General features: G+C 58.1%; 25 protein-coding genes and 1 pseudogene. 2 read left to right on the top strand and 24 right to left on the bottom strand.

The window, feature by feature from the left end; translation table 11 throughout:
• Window positions 1-736 precede the first annotated feature (736 nt).
• The 3 genes from ACZ1GU_RS08125 to ACZ1GU_RS08115 form a co-directional block, all read right to left on the bottom strand.
• The gene (locus ACZ1GU_RS08125) at window positions 737-1,702 is read right to left on the bottom strand and encodes a hypothetical protein (protein ID WP_472647518.1); all 966 of its coding nucleotides are present in this window, start codon (window positions 1,700-1,702) and stop codon (window positions 737-739) included.
• Between the two features lie 55 nt (window positions 1,703-1,757).
• Window positions 1,758-2,942, bottom strand: a complete 1,185-nt coding sequence (locus ACZ1GU_RS08120; protein ID WP_472647516.1) for a hypothetical protein — start codon at window positions 2,940-2,942, stop codon at window positions 1,758-1,760.
• A gap of 107 nt (window positions 2,943-3,049) precedes the next feature.
• Window positions 3,050-3,346: an Hpt domain-containing protein gene (locus ACZ1GU_RS08115; protein ID WP_472647515.1), complete on the bottom strand. Its 297-nt coding sequence runs from the start codon at window positions 3,344-3,346 to the stop codon at window positions 3,050-3,052.
• Window positions 3,347-3,416: 70 nt separating this feature from the next.
• Here ACZ1GU_RS08115 and ACZ1GU_RS08110 point away from each other — a divergent pair, with 70 nt between their 5' ends.
• Together ACZ1GU_RS08110 and ACZ1GU_RS08105 are read left to right on the top strand one after the other, a co-directional pair.
• Window positions 3,417-3,839 carry a hypothetical protein gene (locus ACZ1GU_RS08110; RefSeq protein ID WP_472647513.1) on the top strand — a complete coding sequence of 141 codons (423 nt, stop codon included), beginning with the start codon at window positions 3,417-3,419 and terminating at the stop codon, window positions 3,837-3,839.
• Entirely contained in the window at window positions 3,808-6,072 is a 2,265-nt protein-coding gene (locus tag ACZ1GU_RS08105) for a coiled-coil domain-containing protein (protein WP_472647512.1), read from the top strand. Before ACZ1GU_RS08110 ends, ACZ1GU_RS08105 begins: the two co-directional genes overlap by 32 nt.
• Before the next feature lie 3 nt (window positions 6,073-6,075).
• On the opposite strand, the gene ACZ1GU_RS08100 is transcribed toward ACZ1GU_RS08105, so the two are convergent.
• From ACZ1GU_RS08100 to ACZ1GU_RS08000, 21 genes and pseudogenes are all read right to left on the bottom strand, one after another.
• On the bottom strand, window positions 6,076-6,360 hold the full coding sequence (locus ACZ1GU_RS08100; protein ID WP_472647511.1) for a DUF1467 family protein: 285 nt from the start codon (window positions 6,358-6,360) through the stop codon (window positions 6,076-6,078).
• Window positions 6,360-8,018: a ribonuclease J gene (locus ACZ1GU_RS08095; RefSeq protein WP_472647510.1), complete on the bottom strand. Its 1,659-nt coding sequence runs from the start codon at window positions 8,016-8,018 to the stop codon at window positions 6,360-6,362. The genes ACZ1GU_RS08100 and ACZ1GU_RS08095 overlap by 1 nt, the downstream gene beginning before the upstream one ends.
• Window positions 8,019-8,027: 9 nt before the next feature.
• Window positions 8,028-8,806: pseudogene (locus ACZ1GU_RS08090) on the bottom strand (type III pantothenate kinase).
• A 5-nt stretch (window positions 8,807-8,811) separates the two neighbouring features.
• On the bottom strand, window positions 8,812-9,543 hold the full coding sequence (locus tag ACZ1GU_RS08085) for a biotin--[acetyl-CoA-carboxylase] ligase (RefSeq protein ID WP_472647509.1): 732 nt from the start codon (window positions 9,541-9,543) through the stop codon (window positions 8,812-8,814).
• Window positions 9,540-11,018: an NADH-quinone oxidoreductase subunit NuoN gene (gene nuoN, locus ACZ1GU_RS08080; RefSeq protein ID WP_472647508.1), complete on the bottom strand. Its 1,479-nt coding sequence runs from the start codon at window positions 11,016-11,018 to the stop codon at window positions 9,540-9,542. Before nuoN ends, ACZ1GU_RS08085 begins: the two co-directional genes overlap by 4 nt.
• Window positions 11,018-12,568 (bottom strand): NADH-quinone oxidoreductase subunit M, encoded by a 1,551-nt coding sequence (locus ACZ1GU_RS08075; protein WP_472647506.1) that lies wholly within the window; start codon window positions 12,566-12,568, stop codon window positions 11,018-11,020. The genes nuoN and ACZ1GU_RS08075 overlap by 1 nt, the downstream gene beginning before the upstream one ends.
• A 14-nt stretch (window positions 12,569-12,582) precedes the next feature.
• A complete protein-coding gene (gene nuoL / locus ACZ1GU_RS08070) occupies window positions 12,583-14,589 on the bottom strand; it encodes an NADH-quinone oxidoreductase subunit L (protein WP_472647504.1) in 2,007 nt (668 codons plus the stop codon).
• 8 nt (window positions 14,590-14,597) lie between these two features.
• Window positions 14,598-14,900 carry an NADH-quinone oxidoreductase subunit NuoK gene (nuoK, locus tag ACZ1GU_RS08065; RefSeq protein WP_472648736.1) on the bottom strand — a complete coding sequence of 101 codons (303 nt, stop codon included), beginning with the start codon at window positions 14,898-14,900 and terminating at the stop codon, window positions 14,598-14,600.
• A gap of 14 nt (window positions 14,901-14,914) precedes the next feature.
• Window positions 14,915-15,538: an NADH-quinone oxidoreductase subunit J gene (locus ACZ1GU_RS08060; protein ID WP_472647503.1), complete on the bottom strand. Its 624-nt coding sequence runs from the start codon at window positions 15,536-15,538 to the stop codon at window positions 14,915-14,917.
• Window positions 15,539-15,580: 42 nt separating this feature from the next.
• On the bottom strand, window positions 15,581-16,069 hold the full coding sequence (gene nuoI / locus ACZ1GU_RS08055; protein WP_218405600.1) for an NADH-quinone oxidoreductase subunit NuoI: 489 nt from the start codon (window positions 16,067-16,069) through the stop codon (window positions 15,581-15,583).
• On the bottom strand, window positions 16,066-17,115 hold the full coding sequence (nuoH, locus tag ACZ1GU_RS08050) for an NADH-quinone oxidoreductase subunit NuoH (RefSeq protein WP_472647502.1): 1,050 nt from the start codon (window positions 17,113-17,115) through the stop codon (window positions 16,066-16,068). The genes nuoI and nuoH overlap by 4 nt, the downstream gene beginning before the upstream one ends.
• The gene (locus tag ACZ1GU_RS08045; protein ID WP_472647501.1) at window positions 17,115-17,306 is read right to left on the bottom strand and encodes a hypothetical protein; all 192 of its coding nucleotides are present in this window, start codon (window positions 17,304-17,306) and stop codon (window positions 17,115-17,117) included. The genes nuoH and ACZ1GU_RS08045 overlap by 1 nt, the downstream gene beginning before the upstream one ends.
• Window positions 17,303-19,321 (bottom strand): NADH-quinone oxidoreductase subunit NuoG, encoded by a 2,019-nt coding sequence (gene nuoG, locus ACZ1GU_RS08040; RefSeq protein WP_472647500.1) that lies wholly within the window; start codon window positions 19,319-19,321, stop codon window positions 17,303-17,305. Before nuoG ends, ACZ1GU_RS08045 begins: the two co-directional genes overlap by 4 nt.
• A gap of 3 nt (window positions 19,322-19,324) precedes the next feature.
• Window positions 19,325-20,617, bottom strand: coding sequence for an NADH-quinone oxidoreductase subunit NuoF (nuoF, locus tag ACZ1GU_RS08035; protein ID WP_472647499.1), 1,293 nt, complete (start codon window positions 20,615-20,617; stop codon window positions 19,325-19,327).
• Window positions 20,607-20,792, bottom strand: coding sequence for a hypothetical protein (locus ACZ1GU_RS08030; protein WP_472647498.1), 186 nt, complete (start codon window positions 20,790-20,792; stop codon window positions 20,607-20,609). The genes nuoF and ACZ1GU_RS08030 overlap by 11 nt, the downstream gene beginning before the upstream one ends.
• Before the next feature lie 177 nt (window positions 20,793-20,969).
• Window positions 20,970-21,638: a complex I 24 kDa subunit family protein gene (locus tag ACZ1GU_RS08025; protein WP_472647497.1), complete on the bottom strand. Its 669-nt coding sequence runs from the start codon at window positions 21,636-21,638 to the stop codon at window positions 20,970-20,972.
• Window positions 21,631-21,867: a hypothetical protein gene (locus ACZ1GU_RS08020; RefSeq protein WP_472647496.1), complete on the bottom strand. Its 237-nt coding sequence runs from the start codon at window positions 21,865-21,867 to the stop codon at window positions 21,631-21,633. Before ACZ1GU_RS08020 ends, ACZ1GU_RS08025 begins: the two co-directional genes overlap by 8 nt.
• A complete protein-coding gene (locus tag ACZ1GU_RS08015) occupies window positions 21,864-23,075 on the bottom strand; it encodes an NADH-quinone oxidoreductase subunit D (protein ID WP_472647495.1) in 1,212 nt (403 codons plus the stop codon). Before ACZ1GU_RS08015 ends, ACZ1GU_RS08020 begins: the two co-directional genes overlap by 4 nt.
• Window positions 23,072-23,839 carry an NADH-quinone oxidoreductase subunit C gene (locus tag ACZ1GU_RS08010; protein ID WP_472647494.1) on the bottom strand — a complete coding sequence of 256 codons (768 nt, stop codon included), beginning with the start codon at window positions 23,837-23,839 and terminating at the stop codon, window positions 23,072-23,074. Before ACZ1GU_RS08010 ends, ACZ1GU_RS08015 begins: the two co-directional genes overlap by 4 nt.
• Window positions 23,836-24,348, bottom strand: a complete 513-nt coding sequence (locus ACZ1GU_RS08005) for a hypothetical protein (RefSeq protein WP_472647493.1) — start codon at window positions 24,346-24,348, stop codon at window positions 23,836-23,838. The genes ACZ1GU_RS08010 and ACZ1GU_RS08005 overlap by 4 nt, the downstream gene beginning before the upstream one ends.
• Window positions 24,345-24,875, bottom strand: a complete 531-nt coding sequence (locus ACZ1GU_RS08000; protein ID WP_472648735.1) for a NuoB/complex I 20 kDa subunit family protein — start codon at window positions 24,873-24,875, stop codon at window positions 24,345-24,347. The genes ACZ1GU_RS08005 and ACZ1GU_RS08000 overlap by 4 nt, the downstream gene beginning before the upstream one ends.
• Window positions 24,876-24,890 lie beyond the last annotated feature (15 nt).

Below are 24,890 nucleotides of genomic sequence, written 5' to 3'. Positions count from 1 at the left end.
GGTGTCAGCGCATTGCCGATCAGTCGCATATGCCCCTCGTCGTCGGCAACCGTGCCGACGTCAGCGTCGCTCACCAGTGGCTCATTGGCAATCAGCAACAATTCGAATCCACGCGGCGCTTCAGACGATTGCCCCAGCGGGATAAGTCGCGCTCGCCAGGTCCGGCTTGAACCCGGAACGCTGCAACTGGCTCCGTCAAGCAGCCGCCAGTGCAGCGGTTGGTGGTGGCCTACCCCTTCGAGCTCGATCAGGTCGGTCCAGTTGCGGTGCAATCCTTGCTGGGCCGCCTCTCCCAAGGCCTCAGCATCGTTGGCGATAACATTCAAGAACTGGACGTTCTGCTTTCGATCCAGTCTAATCGATATTTCTGCAGTCGCACGGTCGATCGCATCCAGACGGGCCGAAATGTCGCCCTCGCTTTCGGCGAGCATTTCACGTCTATGCCAATTTTCGATCAGGAGTTCGCACCCCCCACCCGCTTCGCTCGCCAAGGGATGAACCCGTACAAACCCTGTGACGATTTCATCGCCATCAAAGGCTGTGAACTCGCGCGCAAGCTTAAGGCCGAAATTCCGTCCCTGCTGAACAAGGTCAAGCAACTCCGGGATCGCGAGAACGCCAGGCATGTCACCGCCACAACGAGTGTGCAGATCCGCAAGCGGGCCGTCAGCAGTGACAAGACGATCACGTTCATCGGTAATGCCGCGCGCGGCCAGCAAGGTATCCGTGCTGTTGATCACGCCTCACCAACCTTCGAAGCGCCTTTGGTTGTGCTAGAACGAGTTTCAGCATGGCTAATTAGAATTTGGGCCCGGTCAGGCATCAGGTCATCAAACCCGCGCGGCAATTTTTGCTCCGGGTGAAGCAGTTCAAATTGCTGCTCGATTTCGCTTTCGATCAGACCTGCTGCTCTAAGGCTAAGAGCGAGCCTCGCAGCCTGCCTCGGATGGCAGGACAGGATTGAAAGTTCGCGCGGTTGACGGGTAAGTGCGCTCAATGCAGTCGTGAATAGAGCGAAACCCGCATGTTCGAGATTCAGGGCCGCCCTTGCCCCGCCACGCATCGCCGAAACAAGACGAGCGAGAAGCCCAGCACGTGTGGCTCCCTCGTCATAATCCGACTTAAGACTAGCGACACTCGATTTCAAAATCGCAGATCGACTTTCTTCGGCGATTGCCAGCGGCATCTTGCTCCAAAGGTGGATCAAGTGCTGAAACAGGTCTACCGGGAGCTCCACTAGCGGTAATTCCATGCGCTTGCTTGTCTGCGTGAAGCGCGACTGTGCGGTGAGCGTCACCATCGCAAGTTCTGCCACTTCGGCGTTGTCGGAGGCGATTAGCTCTTGAAGTAGCGGTGAAAGCACCGGATCGACCGCCGATTTGATCTCGAGGCGTTCCGTAAGGTGGGCTTCCATTGCGTGCGCGTAGCAATGCGACAGGATCGCGCCGTCGTTTGCGATGAAATCTGCGACACGATCTGCTTCCCGGTCGTCATAGTCAGCTTCTATGGAGGACAGCAACTGGCTGGCGATGTGCGCCAATATTCCGCGCAGGCGAGCGACGATCGCCTCGCTGACGAGCGAGCCACCCGAACCAGAGAGCATATGAGTGAGCACAGGAGCAACCCCGCGCAGGGCGATGTCGCCGCGGGTCAATTCATCTCGCAATATGGTCTCGATCGCCGAGTGTGCCGACCTGTCCATTTGTGCTCCGTTCACTGTGCCGTGCAAACCACCAATTACCGAGCGAAACCTCGCCTCAATACGCACGTAGCCGCACTATGCACTGCGCTAGGGCGAGTGCGGCAAAAACTGCAATGCCAAGCGGGAGCTGTCCGAAAATGGCACAAATCGCGAAGAGCAGAAAATGCGTCGTCCGATCTGTCCAAAATGCTGAAATTGCTGCAGATTGGTCTGTTGCAGCGATGCGTGCGAGTCCAATCGCCAACACAGGCAGGATCGCATCGGTCGCATTGAGTGCGGGCATTAACGCAGGCAGGCTGAGCGCCGCGATCGCGATACCATCACGTACCCCGTTAAGGGCGGAGGTCTTGCGTTCGCTAAATGGCTCGGCAAAGAGGCTGGATTTTAGCCTGTGGGCCGCGCGGCTCATCGCCAAAGCGAAGCTGCCTGCTGAGCCTAGAACAAGGCCCAAGATGTCATATTCGGCCCAGAATGCGGCAAACATCCCCACAAAGCCGAGAATCGCGATGGTTGCGGTGAGCAGCGGACCACGCGTCAGGCCGCTAGGCGCCATTTTTCGCACGATCAGATTGGCCAAAGCCCGCCCGGGGCCGCTCCATGGTGCTCTTTCGGCGCTACCGGAAATCAGGGTCGTCTCTCGTTTGGCCAATTCAGCAGAATCAGCCGCGAGCAACCACTTGCCGTCAGAAATTGCCAGCGGATCGACTGCTGAGCCCCGGACCCGAGCCTGTAGTGCTAGACGCAGCAACAGTGACATTGTTTGACCATCTGCGGGCAGATCAGCTAACCGCTCGGCCAGGCTTCCGCGAAAAATCGCCAATCCAGCCCAAGCCCTGTCAGCATCGATGCGTTCGAAATCTTGAGGAAAATCGCGAGCCATCGAACTGTCAGCTGGCAGGTATGCGATTGTCTGGCCCGAGCCGGCCACTGACCTCGCAACGTCGCTATCGACGATCAAGCCATCGAGCAGCATGACGACATTCTGATCGGCAGTGATAAGGCCAACTAGCTGAAGCGATCCTCTGATGGTGTGAAATTGAACGCCATCAGCTTCGGCCATGTGCTGAATTTCAAGGATTTCAGACGGCACCGCATCGCAAAGGCAGATGATCCGGTCGCATTCCAACGTCCGCGCAAGATCATATTGCCATGCGAGAATACTGCGGCCACCAAGCATTTGAAATGCGCGTAGTTCGCCCGCATCCGTGCGTTTCTGTGCCGCTAGCAATGCTGTGCGCAATGTCTGAAAGCCTCCGTAAAATACGGAGGTAAACGCGATGCCAAGTCTATGCCAAGCACCGGTGCGCGCGTGTCACCTGATTCTTTTTGGATTTTGCTGTCTGTGGCTCAGGAAAAGCGTTCAATTACAGCTTCGATCTCACGGATTGCTGCTGGCTCGCCGGGAGCGCACGCAAGGGCGTGTTCCGTCGCAAGGTAAAGCTCTTCAGCGTGAAAACTCGCGGCGAGACCCTGCAAGCGCATCACGGCAACGTTCCAATTGCCGTCGCAACGCGAACGCTTCAACAGATCAAGCTGCTTGCTTGCGCTCTCCAAAAACGCTGCGCGCAACTCGCTATGGAGCGAGGGGTCGCTGCCCGCAGCCGCGGCGAGCGTCGCATCAAGAGCACCACTTTCATAGGCCATAACACTCGGTTTATCGCTTGAGAGTTAATGCGGGGTTTATCCTGCGGGTGCTTGTGGTATCTAACCCCACATGTCTGGGGAACCACATATCCGGGCCGTAGGGCCAGAAGCTGCGCAGGATGCGCCTGTTGAAACCGTTGATAATGAGGCGGTCGAAACTCTCGAAGGTGAGCAGGAAGAGTATGAACTCTCCGATGCTTTCATCGAGGAGGACGCATTCGAAAGCGACGATTACGGGCTGGCAAAGCCCCGCTTCGGGTGGTTGCTGCCTGCTTTTGCGCTCGTTGCAGTCGGGGCATGGACCAGCTTTTATATCTGGGCATTAAGCGGAGAACTTGCCAGCGGTTCGAGTTCACCACAGCAATGGACGAGATGGATTATCGATTGGTCCGTGCCGGTGCTGCTGATCGGCATCGCTTGGCTTCTTGCATTGCGCAATTCCAATCGCGAGGCTCGCCGGTTTGCTGACACGTGCCGCCATGCTCTCTGCTGAATCGAGTGAGCTTGAAACACGGCTTGGCGTGGTCAATCGCGAATTGAGCCTAGCGCGCGAATTCTTGAGCAGTCAGTCGCTAGAACTCGAAAGTCTTGGCCGGATTGCCAGCGAACGGATTTCCACCCATGCGGATGAACTTCAACAGCTCATCAAGAACAATGGTAAGCAGGTCGACAAGATCGGTAGCGCCAGCGACACAGCGCTCGCAAATATGAGCAAACTGCGCGATGATTTGCCGGTTATCGCGACTTCTGCCCGTGACGTTTCCAACCAGGTTGGTAATGCCGGACGCACTTCTCAAGAACAACTAGAGAAGCTGATCGCCGGCTTTGATCGCCTCAACACCTTTGGCGAGGCAAGCGCAAAGCAGGTTTCGGCGCTGAGCGAGAAGGTTGAGGAGACCCTGAGCGGTTTTGAAGCGCAAATGGCGATGATCGAGGAGCAGACGGCTGCTCGCTTCGCCGCGCTCAATGAGAAAACCGATCAGTTCCGCACAGAACTCGACAATCGCGAAGTCGGCGCTCTCGCGGCAATGCGCCAGCGTGCCGACAGCTTGCGTGAGGGCTTGAATGCGCTTGATAGCGAGTTTGCCGAACAGGAAGAAAAATCGCTTGATGCGGTTCAGGCTCGCATCGCGGCGCTGCGCGGCGAAGGTGAGAAACTGGCCGAAAGCCTGCGCACAGCAGAAGCCGACGCGCTTGATGCCTTGCGGACATCGAAAGACCGACTGCGCGAGGATATCAGCGAGGTTGTACGAACACTTGATAGACTCGACGATCAGGCGATCAATGCTGCGAAGTCGCGGATCGAGGGCCTCAATGAAGAGGCTGCACGGTTCGAGAACGCGCTGAGCCAGCGCAGCCTTAAATTCGCCGAGGATATTGCCACGCGTCAGGACGAGTTTGACACACGCGAAGCCCAGGCGTCCGAGGTGCTTGCCCAGCGTTTGGCTGAACTCGACGAAGCATTGGCTGCGCGGCGTGATGCGCAGCTTGCTGATACCGAAAAACTCGTCGCGCACGGTGAAGAAATGCGTGGTAAACTTGAGCAGCTTGGCGCGCTATTTGGCTCCATTTCCGAACAAGGGGATGTCGCTCGCGCGAGTGTCGATCAGGGGCTCGCCGATCTTGGACAGAAGTTGGCCGAGAACCGCGCAGAGCTGGCCGAGACCGAAGCGCAGATTGCGACTCTGACCGATAGCGGACTGCGTTTGCTTGAGATGATCCAGTCTGGCGCAAAGCACGCGCGCGAAGATTTCGCGCTGGCTGTCGATGCTTCGGCGGACAAGATGTCCAATGTTGAAGAGCGCGCATTCCTGTTGAGCGACAAGATCAGCGAAACTAGCGAGAAGTCTCTGATCCTGTCTTCTGAATTGGATAATGCACGTACCAGCCTGCAGGAAACGGATGGCTCAATTGATGCGCTTCAGGCCAAGCTGGCTGAACAATCAGAAGATGCGCTCGCCAAGTTGCAAGGTTTGCGCTCAAGCCTCGCCAAATTGTCGGGTGAGACGGAATCACTGTCTGAAAACGCTCAAGAGCGTCTGCGAGGAGCAATCGCTGAACTTGAATCCGCGACGCAATCAGCCTTTTCCGCGCTTGAAGAAGGCACAAGCAGCCGAATGACGACCCTCGCCCAGACGGTTGGTGCTCAGGCTGTCGAAGCGCTCGATAAATCGCTGCGCAGCGAGAGCGCCGAAGCCATTGGCAGGCTGGAACAAGCCGCTGCGCATGCGTCTGGCGTTGGCCGCGAGGCTGCATTGCAACTCCGCGATCAGCTGGTCAAAGTGAACGAGCTGACCGGGAACCTCGAGCAGCGTGTCGCGCGTGCGCGCGAAATCGCCGAAGAACAGGTAGACAACGACTTTGCCCGCCGCATGGCTCTGATCACCGACAGCCTCAATTCGAGCGCGATCGATATCACCTCCGCTCTTTCGACCGAGGTGACCGACACCGCTTGGGAAGACTATCTAAAAGGTGATCGCGGGATATTCACCCGGCGCGCTGTGCGTTTGATCGACAACGGAGAGGCGCGCGAGATCGCAGATCTCTATCAGCGTGACGACGCATTTCGTGCCAATGTCAGCCGCTACATCCACGATTTTGAGTCGATGTTGCGCTCAATGCTCTCCACCCGCGATGGCAACGCTTTGAGCGTTACCGTGCTTGGTTCGGATATGGGCAAACTCTACGTTGTGCTCGCTCAGTCAATTGAGCGTCTGCGCAACTAGGATTTAACGCTGCGTACTGGCGGGCGGCTCAGGGAAGAAATTGAGGTCATCCGGCCCGATCCAGCCGAGTTCGTAGTTCAAGACGAACAGGCTAGTGAGCACAATCGAGATGATTGTTGCGCGGATGGCGAGCTTTCCGGGGCGGAAACTTGCGGGCGCGCTTTCGGCTTGCCCCGGAACCAGGCTTTCGCCGGCTTCGCTTGACGTCCGCACTCCGAACGGGAGCATCACAAAGGCGCTCATCACCCAGAACAGCGCGTAAATCGCGAGAATCGATGTCCATTGCATCAGTTGGCCTCATCGCGCTTCAAGCCGGGCAGAATGACGCGCACTTGCGGGCTTTTGCCTGACCAGCGCCTTGCGGCGCGGCGTGTCGCAAGACGCGCCGCCTCTGACATATCGGTAGGGTTCCGGCTCTTCACCTTGCGTATCGCGGCGGCGATATCTGACTTCGCCTCGGCAATGAAATCATCCATGTCCTCATCAAGCGGTATGCCGACCGGGTCGATTTGCGCTTCGCCATTAGGCGCAAGGACTACGAAGATCACGCCTTCGCGGGCAATTCTGCGCCGCATGACCATCGCATCGCCATCTGCCGGTGCGATGATGTCGCCGTCGAGCACCAACCGTCCGCTGCGCACCTCGGCGAGCTTTCCGGGCTCTCCCGGCGCAAGGCGGACAATGTCGCCATTGGCCTGCACAATGTTGTGCTGAATACCGCTGGCGCGTCCTACCCTCGCCTGTTCGAGCATATGGCGCATCTCGCCATGTACGGGCACGAGCACTTCGGGCCGCAACCATCCGTAGAGCGCTTCGAGCTCTGGCCGCCCCGGATGCCCCGAGACGTGGATTTCGCTCTGGCGGTCGGTCACCATCACGATACCGCGCCGCGCGAGTTGGTTCTGCACCTTGCCGATAGCGATTTCATTACCGGGAATCTGGCGGCTAGAGAACAACACAACGTCGCCGCTCGTCAGCGAGATGGGGTGATTGTCCTCTGCAACGCGAGAGAGGGCCGCGCGAGGCTCCCCCTGCCCGCCTGTTGCAAGGATCAGTATTTCGCCGCGTGGCAGTCCCATCGCGGTGTCCCAATCGACAGTCTCGGGAAAGTCTTCGAGATAGCCATTGTCCTGTGCGACTTCGATAATCCGGTCGAGCGAACGACCTGCCACGCATAGTTGTCTGCCTGTCTCGCGTGCGACATCGCCCAAAGTCTGCAAGCGCGCCACGTTTGAAGCAAAGGTCGTGACCATCACGCGCTTACCAATGTGCTTGGCAACTTCGTCCATCAGCCCTCGATAGACCGCCCCTTCGCTGCCCGACGGGTTGGGGTTGAAGACATTGGTCGAATCGCAGACGAGCGTGTGGATGCCCTCATCGCCCATTGCACGCAGCTCTTCTTCGGTGGTCGGCTCGCCGATGATCGGTTCTTCGTCGAGCTTCCAGTCGCCCGTGTGGAAAATCCGTCCATAAGGTGTGTCGATCAGCAGTGCGTTGCCCTCAGCAATCGAGTGCGCGAGCGGGATATAGGTTACATCGAACGGGCCGAGCGAAATGTGACCGTGATCTTCCTCGATGATGTTGAGTTCGACCTGCCCGGTCAGACCTGCCTCTTCCAATTTGCGCGCAACCAGATCGGCTGTGAACGGCGTCGCATAGAGCGGCACGCCCAGTTCTTCTGCGAAGTATGGAACTGCACCGATGTGATCTTCGTGCCCGTGCGTCAAAACGATGCCAAGTAGGTCCTTGCGGCGCTCTTCAATGAATTCGAGATCGGCAAAAACGAGGTCGAGACCGGGATATTCGTTGCCCGAAAAGGTCATGCCCAAATCAGCCATCAGCCACTTGCCTTTGCAGCCATAGAGGTTGACGTTCATGCCGATTTCGCCCGACCCGCCCAGGGCCAGGAAAAGCAATTCATTTTCTGGTGTGAAATTCTTCTTCAAAAGTGGTGTCTAGCTCGCAGCTTGCTCCGCCAGAATGGCGAGACCTTGGATTGTGAGATCGGCGTCGACGTGGTCAAAAATGTCGGTCGCGTCATCGAACAATATGGCGAGCCCGCCGGTGGCTACAACCTTTGCCGGGCGACCAATTTCAGCTTTCATCCGTTCAACGATCCCCTCCATCATCGCGACATAACCCCAGAACACGCCAATCAACATCTGATCTTCGGTGTTTCGGTACCGATCACGCTGGTGCTGTCCGGAGCGCGGATGGCGATGCGCGGCAGCTTAGCGGTTTTGCCAACCAATGCATCGAGCGAGAGGTTGATACCGGGGGCGATTGAGCCGCCTTTATAGGCTCCGTTGAAGTCGATGGCTTCGAATTTCGTGGCCGTACCAAAGTCGATGACGATCAGGTCGCCACCGTATTTGTCGTGCGCCGCAACGATGTTGAGGGCACGGTCAGCGCCTAGAGAGCTGGGCTGATCAACGTCGATTTCAAAGCGCCAGGCGGCTTCGCCTTTGCCCGCAAAAAGCGGCGTCTTGCCAAAATATTTCTGCGCGAGGACCGTCAGGTTATGGTCGGCGCGCGGAACGACGCTGGCAAATATGATTTGCGTCACATCGTCGCGCTTTACGCCTTCGATTTCGAGCAATTGCAGCAGCCAGACCGCATATTCATCGCCCGTTCGGCGCGGGTCGGTCGCTATCCGCCAACGCGCGCGCACCTCGCGCCCATCGAACAGCGCGAAAACGACATTGGTGTTCCCGACATCGGCGGCTAGCAGCATTATCGTTATCCTTCGCTTATCATCGACACGTCGCCTGCGTGAATAGTGCGCATGGCCCCGTTCGCCAAGCGCAGCAGCAGAGCACCACTGGTATCGAGGCCTGCAAACTCGCCGGTGATTGGCTCTTCATCGCCCGGGGAGAGGGACAATTTGCTCCCGAGTGGATGGGCTCGCTGCGTCCATGCATCGAGGGTTGCGGTAATGCCTTCGCTTCGCCACCGGGTGAGCCTGGTTTGGAAGGCTGCAGCGAGACTGTCCAAGACCGTTTGCGCGTCGACTGTGCCATCATCGCGCTCGGCGGCGATACTGGTGGTCTTTCGACCGGGTACTTCCGGTGCCTGAGCCACATTTGCGCCAATGCCGACAACCACCGAATTGCCAGCGCGTTCGAGCAGGATGCCCGCAATTTTGGCTCCACCGATCAAGGTATCATTGGGCCATTTGAGAAAAAGCTCTGCGCTGGTTGGCAAATGTGTTGTCAACGCATCGTGCACGGCGAGTGCAGTCACAAACGAGAGCGTGTGTGGTTGGTCATCGTCGGGACGCAGATTTACCACAGTGCTGCAAAAGAGATTGCCGATCGGGCTTTCCCATTTGCGCCCTAGTCGCCCTCGCCCGCCTCTTTGACGTTCGGCGCGGAGCCAATATCCGTCAGCGATAGTCTCGCCCGCACCCAGACGCGCGAGCAAGTCGGCGTTGGTCGATCCAGTCTCTGCGACGGTTTCGACGTTGATCAAGAGATCAGGAACAGCGCGTCAGCGGCTTTGCCTGCCAGGTCGGTGATCGAGGGCGTCAGCAGGTAACCGAGCGGCGAAATGATCAGCGCCGTAATGAACAGCAAAGCCCAATGCGCAGTGCCGCTTTTGCCTGTCACGCGGTCCACCGGCTCGTCGAAGAACATCACTTTCACAAACTTTATGTAATAGAACGCGCCAATAACGCTTGCGGCGATTGCGATTGCGCCGAAGGCGATCAGGCCGGCTTCGACGGTTGCCTGGAAGATCACGAACTTGCCGTAGAAGCCGAGCAGCGGCGGGATGCCGGCAAGGCTGAACATCAGCAGCAAAAGCGCCCAGGCGATCAGCGGCTGTGTTGTCGAGAGACCCTTGATGTCATCGAACGTCTCATAAAGAGTTCCGTCTTCACCGCGGAGCATCAGGAGCGCGACAAAGCTGCCGAGCGACATGGCAACGTAGATGAAGAGGTAGACCATCATCGCGCTCGCACCAGCGCTGTTCGCGACGGCCAAGCCCAGCAAGATGAAGCCGACATTGTTGATCGAAGAATAGGCCAGAAGACGCTTGAGGTTTTCCTGGCCGATGGCTCCGAGCGCACCGAAGACTATCGAGGCCAACGCGATGAACATGACGATCTGCTGCCATGCATCCGATTGCTCTCCGAACACCTCGAGCGTAACCCGCGCGGTGAGCGCGACAGCTGCCACCTTTGGAGCGGTCGCAAAGAAGGCGGTGACGGGCGTCGGCGCGCCCTCGTAAACGTCTGGCGTCCACATGTGAAACGGCACTGCCGCAATCTTGAACGCAAGGCCTGCGAGCACGAAGACGAGCCCGAACAGCGCTCCGGTCGCGAGTTCACCTGAGAGTCCAGCGCGCACAGCGCCAAACTCGGTGCTGCCGGTAAAGCCATAGAGCAGGCTCATGCCGTAAAGCAGGATGCCGGATGCGAGCGCGCCGAGGACAAAGTATTTGAGGCCTGCCTCGGATGATTTGCCATCATTGCGCATTACCGATGCGAGCACGTAGGCCGCTAGACTGTTGAGTTCGAGCCCGAGATAGAGCGTCATGAAATCGCTGGCCGAGACCATGATGCTCATACCGAGCACAGCGAACAGCACCAGGATCGAATATTCCGCGCGCATCCCGCGCTCGGTCCCGTTCTCAGCGGTAGCGAAGAATGCTGGAGCGATCATCAAACAGCCGATTGCAGCAAGATAGATCATCGCCTTGGCGAAGAGCGCAAAGGCATCAGCGCGGATCAGCGTGCCGAATGCATAGGTGTCGAGGCCCATGACCCCGCTGTGCAAACCGGGAACGAGCATGATGCCCGCCCCAAACAAGGTCGCCGCAGAGAGGATCGCGATAGGCCGCGCCATCTTGTCCCCGCCAAAGGCAGCGACGAGAAGTAGCACAAGGCCAGCTGCAGTGAGCAGCAATTCAGGCGCGATCAGCGCAAAGGAGGAAGCGTAATCCATTAGTGCGCGCCCTCTTCATCGTGCGCCTCAAAGTCGATTGCATTGGCTGCCTGCGCCCGTGCTGGTCCGGCAGCCAATTGGCTGTCACCTTCGGGAGCCGCTGCTGCGAGCCGGGCGTCGAGCGCGGCAATATCTGCGCGCATCGGTGCAAGAAAGCTCTCGGGGTAAACACCCATCCAAAGCACTGCCGCAGCGAGAGCCGCCATCATGCTCCATTCGCGAGCGTCCATGTCTGGCATTGCGGCTGCGTCTTCGTTCTTTTGAGCACCGAAGGCTACGCGGCGGTAGAGATACAGCATGTATCCTGCGCCCAGAATGATGCCGGTGGTGCAGATCAGCGCGACCCAGGTGGAAGCCTGATAAATACCCGCTAGCGCCAGGAACTCGCCGATAAAGTTGCTTGTGCCGGGCAGACCAATGCTGGCCATCGTGAACAGCAGGAAGAACGTCGCGTAATACGGCATGTTGATGCTGAGCCCGCCATAGCGGTCAATCTCGCGCGTGTGCAGCCGGTCGTAGATAACGCCGACGCACAAGAACAAGGCACCTGATACAAGGCCGTGGCCCAGCATGATCATCATCGCGCCTTCGAGGCCCTGCACATTGAAGGCAAACAGACCCGCCGTCACCAGCGCCATGTGCGCGACCGATGAGTATGCGATGAGCTTCTTCATATCGTGCTGAACCAGCGCGACGAGGGAGGTGTAAATCACTGCGATCATCGACAGCGCAAAGACCAGCCATGCGAGCTGCGCACTTGCTTCCGGGAACATCGGCAGGCTGAAGCGTATAAAGCCGTAACCGCCGAGCTTCAGCAGCACGCCCGCAAGTATCACAGAACCCGCAGTCGGCGCCTGCACGTGCGCATCGGGCAACCAGGTGTGGACCGGCCACATCGGCATTTTCACCGCGAAGCTCGCGAAGAAGGCAAGGAAAAGCCAGAATTGCGCGCCGACCGGGAAGTCATATTGCATCAGCGTCGGGATGTCCGCCGTGCCCGCTTGCGCGACCATCCAGAACATCGCGATCAGCATCAGAACCGAGCCGAGTAGCGTGTAGAGGAAGAACTTGTAGCTCGCGTAGATGCGGTTATCGCCGCCCCATACGCCGATGATTAGATACATCGGGATCAGGCCAGCTTCGAAGAAAATGTAGAACAGGAACAGGTCCTGCGCGGCGAACACGCCGATCATCAGCACTTCCATAAACAGGAAGGCGGCCATGTACTCGCCCACGCGCTTGGTGATCGAGTTCCAGCTGGCGAGCACGCAGATTGGCATCAGGAAAACGCTGAGCATGATTAGCATCAGCGCGATGCCGTCGATGCCGAGCGCGTATTTGAAGCCAGCAAACAGCTCAGCGCTTTCAGTGAACTGCCATTGCGGCCCACCGATCTCGTAATTCACCCAAAGCAGCACGCCGAGAGCGAAGGTCGCCAGCGTACCGATCAAAGCGAGCCAGCGCGCGCCATTGTCGTTCACGAAGAAACACGCGATGCCCCCAAGAAGCGGCACGAGCAGCATGATCGAGAGGATTGGGAAACCGTCCATTTCTCAATGCCCCCTTAAAACAAGACCCAGGTCACCGCGGCCACCAGCCCCAGCAACATGATCAAAGCGTAAGTGTAGAGATAGCCCGACTGGATCGACTTGGCCGCCACAGAACTGCGCTGAACCACGGCGGCGATGCCATTGGGGCCAAAGCGGTCGATTGTGCCGATATCGCCCAGTTTCCAGAACTGCCGACCAAGCCAGAAGGCAGGCTTCACGAAGATCCGGTCATAGAGTTCGTCGAAATACCACTTGTTGAAGACGAACTTGTGCAGCCAAGGGAAAGTCGCGACGAACTTGGCAGGGATGTCCGGCTTCGCGATGTAGGCAAGATATGCGCCCGCGAAGCCAAGCACCATCACGACCGTTGCGGCGAGCTTCACCCACAGCGGCACAGCATGGAGTGCGTGCACGAGATTTTCGTTGAAGTAGATCGAGCCAGCCCAGAATGCGCCGTCGACAGCCTCCGATGATCCATCAACGAACGGATATTTAAAGACATACCCGGCCAGAACCGCGCCGACAGTGAGCAGCACCAACGGGATGAGCATCGACCACGGACTTTCATGCGGGTGATATCCGCCGGTTGTGTCCTCACCTGCTTCGGCAGGGGTCTTGTGGACGGTATGCTGGATATGCTCGCTTTCGATCCAGCGAGGCTTGCCCCAGAAGGTCAGGAACATCAGGCGCCAGCTATAGAAGCTGGTGAGCAGTGCGGCGACAGCGCCAGCCCAGAATGCTGCCTGCGAAATGCCCGTTCCGCGCGCCCACGCCGCCTCGAGGATCGCGTCTTTCGAATAGAAGCCTGCAAAGCCAAATACCCCGAGGACACCAACGCCGGTGATTGCGAGCGTACCCGCCATCATTGCCCAGAACGTGATCGGGATGCGCTTACGAAGGTCCCCGTAATAGCGCATGTCTTGCTCGTGGTGCATCGCATGGATCACCGAGCCTGCGCCAAGGAACAGCAGCGCCTTGAAGAAAGCGTGCGTGAACAAGTGGAACATCGCTACGCCATAAGCGCCCACGCCTGCGGCAAAGAACATGTAGCCAAGCTGCGAGCAAGTCGAATAGGCGATCACGCGCTTGATATCCCACTGCGTCGTGCCGATGGTTGCGGCGAAGAAGCAAGTCGCAGCGCCGATAACTGTCACAATTGCAAGCGCGGTCGGCGCGGTTTCAAACATCGGCGACAGGCGGCACAGCATAAACACGCCCGCCGTCACCATTGTCGCGGCGTGGATCAGCGCGGATACGGGCGTCGGGCCTTCCATCGCGTCAGGCAGCCATGTGTGCAGCAACAATTGCGCTGACTTGCCCATCGCGCCGATGAATAGCAGGATGCACAGAATATCCATCGTGTAGAGGCGCATGCCGAGGAAGCCGATGGTGCTGCCGGACATGCCGGGTGCAGCCTCGAGGATGTCAGGGATCGAAGTCGTCTGGAAGACGAGGAACGTGCCGAAGATACCGAGCATAAAGCCCAGATCGCCCACGCGGTTCACGACAAAGGCTTTAATCGCGGCAGCACCAGCGCTCGGCTTTTTGAACCAGAACCCGATCAGCAGGTATGAGGCGAGCCCCACGCCTTCCCAACCGAAGAACATCTGAACGAGGTTGTCGGCGGTCACCAGCATCAACATCGCGAAGGTGAACAGCGAGAGATAGGCGAAGAAACGCGGCTGATCCGGGTCTTCCTCCATATATCCCCACGAATAGAGGTGCACGAGCGCGGAAACCGAGTTGATGACGACGAGCATCACCGCCGTCAGAGCATCGACGCGCAGTTCCCAGTCGAAGGTCATTGAGCCCGATTGCACCCACTTCAGCACCGGCACGACTTCCGCCGTGGCGCTGCCGTTGAGGAAGGCAATAAAGATCGGCCAGCTCAGGATTGCAGAGATGAACAAGGCGCCGGTCGTGATCGACTTGGCCGCGACATTACCAATAGCGCGATTGCCCAGCCCGGCGACAATCGCTGCAAGCAAGGGCAGGAATACGATGAAAAGTATCGGATGCACGGTCTGGATTATCCCTTCATCCGATTGACATCATCAACCGCGATGGTGCCGCGATTGCGGAAGTAGATGACGAGGATCGCAAGGCCGATTGCCGCCTCGGCTGCTGCCACAGTCAGCACCAGCATGGCGAAGATTTGCCCCGTCAAATCCTGCATGAACGCGCTGAACGCGACCAGGTTGATGTTCACCGCAAGCAGGATCAGCTCGACCGACATCAGGATGACAATCACATTTTTGCGATTGATGAAAATGCCCAGCACGCCAAGCACGAACAGAATCGCGCCCACGACAAGGAAATGTTCGATACCAATTCCGGCTAAATCGGTCACAGCTCGACCCCCTGCCCGATGTCCGGGTTCTTCATCACCGTAGCCTCTTCCGGGCGGCGGCTGATTTGCTTGCCGATGTCCTGACGTCCCCGCGCCCCGGGTTTTGGCTCGCGATGCGTAAGCACAATTGCGCCGATCATAGCGACCAACAGGATGATGCCGGCGATTTCGAACAGGATTATGTAAGGACCGTAGAGCAGCGCGCCGATGGCCTCGATATTGCTCGCACCCATTGCGGCCTGATTGGCGCCGTCAGGCGTGCCGAGCTGGAGCCCGCCAGCCTGATAGGCTCCGACGCCCAGCGTCAGCTCTGCGAGCAGGATTGCGGCTACCGCCAATCCAAGCGGGAAGTTTCGGATGAAGCCCGCTCGCATCGCAGCAAAGTCGATGTCGAGCATCATCACCACGAACAAGAACAGCACCGCGACCGCGCCTACATACACAATGACGAGCAGCACGGCGATGAACTCAGCGCCGACCAGCACCATCAAGCCCGCCGCGTTGAAGAAGGCGAGGATGAGCCACAGAACGCTGTGCACGGGGTTGCGCGCCATGATAACCATCACGGCGCTAGCAATGACCAGCCCTGCAAACAGGTAGAAGGCGAGAGTTTGAATCATGATCCCCGTGTTCCGTCCCCACTTATCCGTGGCGATGCGCCCTTAACGATAGGGTGCGTCCGCTTCAAGATTGGCTGCGATGGCCCGTTCCCATTTGTCACCATTTGCGAGCAATTTCGCCTTGTCATAAAGCAATTCCTCGCGCGTTTCGGTGGCGTATTCAAAGTTTGGACCCTCGACCACCGCATCGACCGGGCAGGCTTCCTGACAGAAGCCGCAATAGATGCATTTGGTCATGTCGATGTCATAGCGCGTGGTGCGGCGGCTGCCGTCTTCGCGCGGCTCACTCTCGATCGTGATCGCCTGCGCGGGGCAGACGGCTTCGCACAATTTGCACGCAATGCAGCGCTCTTCGCCATTGGGATAGCGGCGCAAGGCATGCTCACCGCGGAAACGCGGGCTCAGCGGCGACTTTTCAAACGGATAGTTGATCGTCACCTTGGGCTTGAAGAAGTACTTCAAGGTCAGCGCGTGCGCCTTGAGGAATTCCCACAGGGTGAACGATTTGAGAAGTTGGGTTGCGGAGGTCATTTTACAAAGTGTCCCGTGGCCATCAGATAGCCTGAGATAAGGGCGACAAACAGCAAGCTCATCGGCAGGAATACTTTCCAACCCAGACGCATCAGCTGGTCATAGCGGTAACGCGGCACGGTCGCCCAGATCCAGCTGAACATGAAGAAGAACATGAAGGTCTTCAGCAGGAACCAGATGATGCCTGGCACGGCGTAAAGCGGCTCCCAGTCAACCGGAGGCAGCCAACCGCCCATGAACAGCAGCGTGCACAGCGAGCACATCAGCAGGATGTTGGCATATTCCCCGAGCCAGAACAGCGCGAAGCTCATGCTCGAATACTCGGTCTGATAGCCGGCGACGAGCTCGGATTCTGCTTCGGTCAGGTCGAACGGCGCGCGCGCGGTCTCTGCCAGGGCGGAGATGAAGAACACCACGAACATCGGGAACAGCAGCGGATTGACGAAGAAGCCGTTGATCACGCCGAGGCCGTGCCCGCGCTGCGCCTCGACAATGCCGGTCATGTTGAAAGTGCCTGCATAAAGCACGACGCAAACCAGCACGAAGCCGATCGAGACCTCGTACGAGATCATCTGCGCAGCGGCGCGCATGGCGGAGAAGAACGGATATTTCGAGTTTGACGCCCACCCGCTCATCACGACGCCGTAGACGCCCAGCGAGCTGATCGCGAGAATGTAGAGCAGGCCGACATTGATATCCGCCAGCACCACGCCCGCATCGAAGGGGATCACTGCCCATGCGGCGAGCGCCACGGTGAATGTGATAATCGGCGCAAGAAGGAAAATGCCCTTGTTTGCCGCTGAGGGAATGATGGTCTCTTGCAGAAACACCTTGAGGCCGTCTGCGAACGACTGAAGTAGGCCAAAAGGACCAACCACGTTTGGTCCGCGCCGCAGCATAATCGCGCCCAGCACCTTGCGGTCGACATAGATCACCATCGCGACCGAGAACATCACGATCAGCGAAATGGCGAGAATGCCGACGATGGTGGCGGTGAACCACGCAAATTCGTAGCTCATGCCGAGGGATTCGAAGAATGCGGTCATCAGTCACCACCTCCGCCGCAGCTCGTATCCACCATGCTGTGGCCGTCAAAATTGGATGCCGAACCGTCGGGCATGCGACTCGCTAGCTCTTCCGAGCTTTTGCGATCGGTCAGCCGTGCAGAAACGAGCACGAGTGTAGCGACGAGAAGGATCGCCGCGACTACACCGCCAATGAGAATAAGAGCAGTCACTCCGCTGCCTCCTTGATCTCATCCGCGTGGAGCAGCTCAGCCGAGCATTGCTGCATCACCGCACTGGCCCGCGCGATAGGATTGGTGAGGTAGAAGTCCGCAATCGGATAGCTCTCGATCACGCCTGATGCCTTGGCGTTCGCGTCCGCCTTCGGAAGCGCGCCGTAATCGGCCAAACCTTCCTCGCCGAGCGCAGGAACTTCAGCGATCATCGCTGCTTGAAGCTGCGCGAAGCTGTCAAAGCCAACATCCACTTTCAGCGCGTCAGCGAGCGCCCGCAGGATCGTCCAATCCTCGCGCGCGTCACCGGGTGCGAACACCGCTTTTTCCGCGAATTGCACGCGGCCTTCAGTGTTGACGTAGGTCCCGTCCTTCTCGGCATAGGAGGCTGCGGGCAGGATGATATCCGCCGCATGGGCGCCCTTGTCACCGTGGTGGCCGATATAGACCTTGAGGCTGTCGGCGAACGGTTCGTAGTCCATTTCGTCCGCACCGAGAGACAGCACCACTTTCGGCGCCGCCTTCGCAATGTCCGCCATGCCACCGGGGACGGTGAAATCGAGCATCAGCGAGCCCATGCGTGCCGCCGAGATGTGCAAAACGTTGAAGCCATTCCACTCGTCCCTTACGAGGCCAAGCGGCTCGACCTGCGCAAGGCCCGCAGCAAGCGCACCCTTTGCAAGTGCAGCAGCGCCCATGATCAATGCTGGACGCTCAGCGCTCTTAAACGTGTCGACCAATTCGCTCGGCAGATTCGAGAGAACCGACAGATCGCTGCCAAGGAACGTCGCGGGATAGGTCGTCTCCCACTCAGGACCGATGACATAGACCTTCGCACCGCCCTTCACCGCTTTGCGGAGGCGCGCGTTGAGCAAGGCTGCTTCCCAGCGGATATGGCTTCCGACAATCAGGATAGCGTCGGCAGTCTCAATCCCGGCGAGGGTCGAGTTGAAGTTCACCGCGGCAATGTTCGACACATCATAGGTCATGCCGGTCTGACGCGCTTCGGTGAGGCCCGATTCGCAGGCCTTGAGCAGCGCCTTGGCTGCATACATAGTCTCGCAGTCGAGCATATCGCCCGCGACCGCTGCAATGCTGTCTTTCGCGGCTTTGAGTTGCTTAGCGATGGCCTTGAACGCCTCGTCCCAGCTCGCTTCGGTCAATTTGCCGCGCTTTCGCATGAATACCTTGTCCAGACGGCGACGCGTCAGGCCATCGACCTGATAGCGGCCTTTATCCGACAGCCATTCCTCGTTGACGTCATCATTGATGCGAGGCAGCGCCCGCATGACTTCGCGGCCCTTCGAATGCAACGAGATGTTGGCGCCAATCGCGTCGGATACGTCGATGCTAAGCGTGCGCTTCAATTCCCACGGACGCGCTTCGAAGGCGTAAGGGCGTGACGTCAGAGCGCCGACCGGGCAGAGGTCGATCACATTGGCGCTGAGTTCATGCGCCGCTGCCTGCTCCAGATAGGTGGTGATTTGCATGTCCTCGCCGCGATAGAGCGCGCCGATCTCGTCCACGCCTGCGATCTCTTCAGAGAAACGCACGCAGCGGGTGCAGTGAATGCAGCGGGTCATGATCGTCTTGATCAGCGGGCCCATATATTTCTCGGTCACCGCGCGCTTGTTTTCGCGTTCATAGCGCGAACCGCCGCGACCGTATGCAACGGCCTGGTCCTGCAGGTCGCATTCGCCACCCTGGTCGCAAATCGGGCAATCGAGCGGGTGGTTTATGAGCAGAAACTCCATCACCCCTTCGCGCGCCTTCTTGACCATCGGTGTGTCGGTGCGGATTTCTTGGCCTTCGGTTGCTGGCAGTGCGCAGCTGGCCTGAGGCTTCGGCGGCCCAGGCTTCACTTCGACCAGACACATGCGGCAATTGCCCGCAATGCTCAGCCGTTCGTGATAGCAGAAACGCGGAATTTCCTTACCCGCAAGCTCCGCCGCCTGAAGGACAGTCGCGCCCTCCGGAACTTCGAGTTCTTCGCCGTCTACGGTGACTTTAGGCATGACTTACTCCGCAGCCTCCGCGAATTGGGCGTTGTGCTCGTGGATGCGCTTTTCCAGCTCAGGGCGGAAGTGACGGATCAAGCCCTGGATTGGCCATGCCGCAGCGTCGCCCAATGCGCAGATGGTGTGCCCTTCGACCTGCTTGGTCACTTCGTGCAGCATGTCGATCTCTTCGATTGCGGCATCGCCGGTGCGCAGGCGCTCCATCACGCGCCACATCCAGCCTGTGCCTTCACGGCAAGGGGTGCACTGGCCGCAGCTTTCGTGCTTGTAGAAATAGCTGATACGCGAGATCGCGCGGACGATGTCGGTCGACTTGTCCATGACGATCACCGCCGCTGTGCCGAGACCAGAGCCAAGCTCTTTTAGCCCGTCGAAGTCCATCGGCGCGTCCATGATCTGCTCGGCAGGCACCAATGGCACCGAAGAGCCGCCCGGAATTACTGCAAGAAGGTTGTCCCAACCGCCCGTAATTCCGCCGCAATGCTTCTCGATCAGCTCGCGGAAAGGAATGCTCATCGCTTCCTCAACCACACAAGGCTGTTCGACATGACCGCTGATCTGGAACAGCTTGGTCCCGTGATTGTTCTCGCGGCCAAAGCTGTTGAACCAGCTCGCGCCGCGCCGCAGGATTGTCGGTACAACCGCGATGCTCTCGACATTGTTCACCGTGGTAGGACATCCATAGAGCCCCGCACCCGCTGGGAATGGCGGCTTAAGGCGCGGCTGACCTTTCTTGCCCTCGAGGCTTTCGATCATCGCGGTTTCTTCACCGCAGATATAGGCGCCCGCACCGCGGTGCATGAACACATCGAAGTCATAGCCTGAGCCGCTAGCGTTCTTGCCGATCAGACCGGCGTCATAGGCTTCGTCGATTGCTTTCTGCAGCGTTTCCGCCTCGCGGATATATTCGCCGCGAATGTAGATATAAGCTGCGCGTGCGCGCATGGCGAAACCGGCGACCAACGCGCCTTCGATCAGCTTGTGCGGATCGTGGCGGATGATTTCGCGGTCCTTGCACGAACCGGGCTCGGATTCATCGGCATTGATGACCAGAAAGCTCGGGCGGCCATCCTTGCTCTCTTTTGGCATGAACGACCATTTAAGGCCGGTGGGAAAGCCTGCCCCGCCCCGCCCGCGCAGGCCGGATTCTTTCATCTCTTCGATGATGTTGTCCTGGCCGCGCTCGATCAGCGCCTTGGTATTGTCCCAATCGCCGCGCGCCTGCGCTGCCTTCAGCCCCCAATCCTGGAAGCCATAGACGTTGGTAAAGATGCGGTCCTTATCAGCCAGCATCGTCGTTTTCCTCACTGTGAGTTTTACCAATCCATCCCGCGCCTATCGACGCGATGACGATCCCGCCGAAGATGAATATGAAGGCTGATTTGTTGCCCTCGGCGACCATCGCGTAAGCGCCATACAGCGTGATTATCACCCCGAGGATGAGGATGAGGAGCTTGAACTTACTCATCGTTTATTCCCTCCCTCATCCTATTCAGCTTAAGCTGTCGCAAAGTCAGAACCTGAAAAATCAGGCCCGCTGCCATCAGGACAATGCCCGCGGTTTTTTCACCAGTGGCGCTGAGATACGCCCCAGCGCCAAAGCCGATCAGGCCCGCAAGCATCAAGGCAATGACACCTCCGTTCATCACCACTCACTCCGGTAATCGTGATTGGCGTCAACCATTTCCTTAAGCGTCGTGGCGCCGTTCTTGGGTTCTGACGTGTGCCTGCCCGGCTCTTGCGTTCCAGCCTTGGGTGTTTCGCCCTTGGCCAGCGCATCCAGCACGCTATCCAACCGCTCTGGCGTCAAATCTTCGTAATTGTCGTCGTTGATCTGCACCATCGGCGCGGTCGCGCAATTGCCCATGCATTCGACTTCGGTGAGCGTCCACAGGCCATCTTCCGATACCTTGCCGAACTCCATACCGCGTTTCTTGCAGGCGGAGATGATGTCATCTGAGCCGCGCAGCATGCACGGTGTCGTACCGCACACTTGAACGTGATACTTCCCGACCGGCTTCATGTTGTACATGAAATAGAATGTCGCGACTTCGAGCACGCGGATGACCGGAACGTCGATGTATTTCGCAACATATTCGATCACGGGCAGCGGCAGCCAGCCCTGCGTATCGGTCTCTTCGCCAACTTGACGCTGAGCAAGGTCGAGCAATGGCATCACAGCGGATTTCTGTCGCCCTTCCGGATACTTGGCGATGTGATAATCCGCTTTTTTGCGGTTCTCATCCGTCCATTCGAACGAGCCCCAGCGCTCGCGCAGCTCCGGCGTATCGGGTGCGGGTGTACGATCAGCCATCGTCGGAGCGAGCCTCCACGTCGGTGCGCGCGCGCATCAGGCCGAGATAGCCAAGAATGGGCAGCACAAGTCCCCACACGAGATAATCGTTGGAAACCCAGCCTCCACCGAGCAATTCAGCCAGCGATTCCGGTGACGACACGCCCCAGATACCGACAGCGATGTATGCTGCGCCGAGCGCGATGCACAGGCCGCTCAAGAACGACACAAACATGCTTAGAAATTTCACCGGTCACACTCCCCAAAGACCACGTCGATCGCGCCTAGAATAGCAGTCGCATCGGGCAGCATGTGGCCCTTGCTCATCATATCCATCGCTTGCAGGTGCGAAAATGCGGTCGGGCGGATCTTGCAGCGATACGGTTTATTCGTGCCGTCGCTGACGAGATAAACGCCGAACTCACCCTTTGGGCTTTCGGTTGCGACGTAAACCTCGCCTTCGGGCACATGAAAACCCTCTGTGTAGAGCTTGAAGTGGTGGATTAGGCTTTCCATTGACTGCTTCATCTCTCCGCGTTTGGGCGGTGAGACTTTGCCATCGGTGCTCGCAATCGGCCCTTGGGGCATGTCGCGCAGGCATTGTTTGATGATCTTGGCGCTTTCGTAAACTTCCTTCACACGCACCATGAAGCGATCATAGCAGTCCGAATTCGTGCCGACCGGAATGTCAAACTCCATCCGGTCATAGACATCGTAAGGCTGCGACTTGCGTAGATCCCACGGAATGCCCGCTGCGCGGATCATCGGGCCGCTAAAGCCCCACGCAATCGCATCATCGCGGCTGACCACGGCGATATCGACGTTGCGCTGTTTGAAGATGCGGTTGTCCATCACGAGGCTCATCGCATCGCCGAACAATTGCGGCAGCCGGTTGTCGATCCAATTGCCGATATCGACCAATAGCTTTTCCGGCACATCCTGATGCACGCCGCCGGGACGATACCAGGCAGAGTGCATCCGCGCGCCAGAAGCCCGTTCAAAGAAGGTCAGACAGTCTTCGCGGATTTCGAACACCCACAGGTTGGGCGTCATCGCGCCGACATCCATCACATGCGCGCCTATATTGAGCATGTGGTTGCAGATGCGGGTTAGCTCAGCGAACAACACACGCAAATATTGCGCGCGTTCAGGCACTTCGAGATTGAGCAATTTCTCAATCGCCAAAACATAAGAATGCTCTTGGCAAAGCGGCGAGCAGTAATCCAAGCGGTCAAAATATGGCAGCGCCTGAAGATAGGTCTTCTGCTCGATCAGCTTTTCCGTGCCGCGGTGGAGTAGCCCAACATGCGGATCGACCCGTTCGATCACTTCGCCATCCAGCTCCATAATCATGCGCAACACGCCGTGAGCCGCAGGGTGCTGCGGTCCGAAATTGATCGTGTAATTGGTGATTACATCGCCTTCAGTGGTCGGCGATTCTTCGATTTGCATACTCATTTCTCGCCTCCCTCTTCGTCGCCATCTGGTTCATCCATTTTCGGAGGATCGGCGGGTGTGTCTGTGGCGGCCTTTTCCTCGGCCTTCTTGCCCGCGCCGGTATCCTTCGGAGTTTCAGTCACCTTGGGCTTCTCAACATCTGGCGCGCCATCCGCTTTTTCATCACCGGGCAGCACGTAATCAGTGCCTTCCCATGGAGAGAGAAAGTCGAAAGTGCGCATATCTTGCGCGAGCTTCACCGGCTCATAGACGACGCGCTTTTCGTCTTCGGAATAGCGAAGCTCGGTATAGCCGGTCATCGGGAAGTCTTTGCGGAACGGGTGCCCTTCAAAGCCATAGTCGGTGAGGATGCGGCGCAGATCAGGGTTGCCCGCAAACTTCACGCCGTAAAGATCGAAGACTTCACGCTCGAGCCAACCCGCATTGGGCCACAGATCGGTAATGCTCGGCACGGGCGTTGCTTCATCGGTCGAGCATTTGACCATGATCCGATGATTCTTCGTGAGCGACAGCAGCATGTAGACGACCTCGAAGCGCTCGGCGCGCTCCGGGTAATCTACGCCTGCGATTTCCATCATCTGCTGGTAAGCATGGTCGTCACGCAGCGTCTTAAGCACATCATTAATGCCGTCGCGAGCGACGGTGACGATAATCTCGCCGTGCTGTTCCTCAGACGACACGACATGCTTGCCGAGCGCTTTTACCAGCGCATCCCTCACGCCTTCGTTCGAGGAGATTTTCGGGGCGGAATGGAGTACTGTCATGGCGTGGTCACCTGCAAAGAACCCCACGAACGAACAAAGATGTCCGATATGGCCGCCTCAGCGATATCGCTGCCGTCCGTTTGGACATTGAGCATCACTGAGCGGTCTTCGCTCAATTCGACGACGCCAACAGCAACCTTACCGTCCGATGCTTGGCCTTCGCTGTAGAACGCCGGATACCCGCTTACGGATGTACTGAGCGAATATTCGGTGTCGGGGTCTTGCTCAATATTCTGCCTGATATCTGCGATTGATGAGCCTGGAAAACCGAACATGGCGAGCATGTCATTGTTCAATACGAAAAGAAATGTGATCACACCGGAGACTTCGCAACGGATAGCCTCGAGACCTTCCCGCTCTCTAACCTGAACATTTTCCTTCGCACATGGCACGTCCAATGAGGCCGTACCATGCGTCGTTTCTACACTGGTCCACACGGCGGGCTGAGCCATAGCGGGCAGCGCAAAACCTGCGAATAAAAGTGCAATCAGGGTGCGAAGCATGCTCATCGCTCGATCGTCCCAACGCGGCGGATCTTCCGCTGCAATTGCATCACGCCATAAAGCAGCGCTTCTGCTGTTGGCGGGCACCCGGGCACGTAGATATCGACCGGTACAATCCGGTCGCATCCGCGCACAACGCTGTAGGAATAATGGTAATACCCGCCGCCATTGGCGCAGCTGCCCATCGAAATGACGTATTTCGGGTCGGACATCTGGTCATAGACCTTGCGCAGAGCCGGAGCCATTTTGTTGCACAGGGTTCCAGCAACAATCATAACGTCCGATTGACGCGGGGACGCGCGCGGAGCGATCCCAAACCGCTCCATGTCATAACGCGGCATGTTTACGTGGATCATCTCGACCGCGCAGCAGGCTAGGCCAAAGGTCATCCACCACAGCGACCCGGTGCGGGCCCACTGGAACAGGTCTTCGGTCGATGTGACGAGGAAGCCCTTGTCATTCACCTCAGTCTGAAGCGCGTTGAAATAGTCCGCGTCGGGCTGACGCACTTCGCCACCCTTTGCGGTCGGCATTTGCGCAGCCGCTTC

Source organism: Erythrobacter sp. HA7-11 (genome assembly GCF_055693605.1).
Note: the sequence above shows the minus strand (reverse complement) of the source record. Positions and strands in the feature narration are given on the sequence as shown.

What these genes read in the sequence shown, in the direction of transcription:
- ACZ1GU_RS08125 (WP_472647518.1), bottom strand. Translation starts at nt 1,702, where the DNA reads ATGGACAGGTCGGCACACTCGGCGATCGAGACCATATTGCGAGATGAA.
- ACZ1GU_RS08115 (WP_472647515.1), bottom strand. Translation starts at nt 3,346, where the DNA reads ATGGCCTATGAAAGTGGTGCTCTTGATGCGACGCTCGCCGCGGCTGCG.
- ACZ1GU_RS08110 (WP_472647513.1), top strand. Translation starts at nt 3,417, where the DNA reads ATGTCTGGGGAACCACATATCCGGGCCGTAGGGCCAGAAGCTGCGCAG.
- ACZ1GU_RS08100 (WP_472647511.1), bottom strand. Translation starts at nt 6,360, where the DNA reads ATGCAATGGACATCGATTCTCGCGATTTACGCGCTGTTCTGGGTGATG.
- nuoN (WP_472647508.1), bottom strand. Translation starts at nt 11,018, where the DNA reads ATGGATTACGCTTCCTCCTTTGCGCTGATCGCGCCTGAATTGCTGCTC.
- ACZ1GU_RS08075 (WP_472647506.1), bottom strand. Translation starts at nt 12,568, where the DNA reads ATGGACGGTTTCCCAATCCTCTCGATCATGCTGCTCGTGCCGCTTCTT.
- ACZ1GU_RS08060 (WP_472647503.1), bottom strand. Translation starts at nt 15,538, where the DNA reads ATGATTCAAACTCTCGCCTTCTACCTGTTTGCAGGGCTGGTCATTGCT.
- nuoI (WP_218405600.1), bottom strand. Translation starts at nt 16,069, where the DNA reads ATGACCTCCGCAACCCAACTTCTCAAATCGTTCACCCTGTGGGAATTC.
- nuoH (WP_472647502.1), bottom strand. Translation starts at nt 17,115, where the DNA reads ATGACCGCATTCTTCGAATCCCTCGGCATGAGCTACGAATTTGCGTGG.
- nuoG (WP_472647500.1), bottom strand. Translation starts at nt 19,321, where the DNA reads ATGCCTAAAGTCACCGTAGACGGCGAAGAACTCGAAGTTCCGGAGGGC.
- nuoF (WP_472647499.1), bottom strand. Translation starts at nt 20,617, where the DNA reads ATGCTGGCTGATAAGGACCGCATCTTTACCAACGTCTATGGCTTCCAG.
- ACZ1GU_RS08030 (WP_472647498.1), bottom strand. Translation starts at nt 20,792, where the DNA reads ATGAGTAAGTTCAAGCTCCTCATCCTCATCCTCGGGGTGATAATCACG.
- ACZ1GU_RS08025 (WP_472647497.1), bottom strand. Translation starts at nt 21,638, where the DNA reads ATGGCTGATCGTACACCCGCACCCGATACGCCGGAGCTGCGCGAGCGC.
- ACZ1GU_RS08015 (WP_472647495.1), bottom strand. Translation starts at nt 23,075, where the DNA reads ATGAGTATGCAAATCGAAGAATCGCCGACCACTGAAGGCGATGTAATC.
- ACZ1GU_RS08010 (WP_472647494.1), bottom strand. Translation starts at nt 23,839, where the DNA reads ATGACAGTACTCCATTCCGCCCCGAAAATCTCCTCGAACGAAGGCGTG.
- ACZ1GU_RS08005 (WP_472647493.1), bottom strand. Translation starts at nt 24,348, where the DNA reads ATGAGCATGCTTCGCACCCTGATTGCACTTTTATTCGCAGGTTTTGCG.
- ACZ1GU_RS08000 (WP_472648735.1), bottom strand. Translation starts at nt 24,875, where the DNA reads ATGCCGACCGCAAAGGGTGGCGAAGTGCGTCAGCCCGACGCGGACTAT.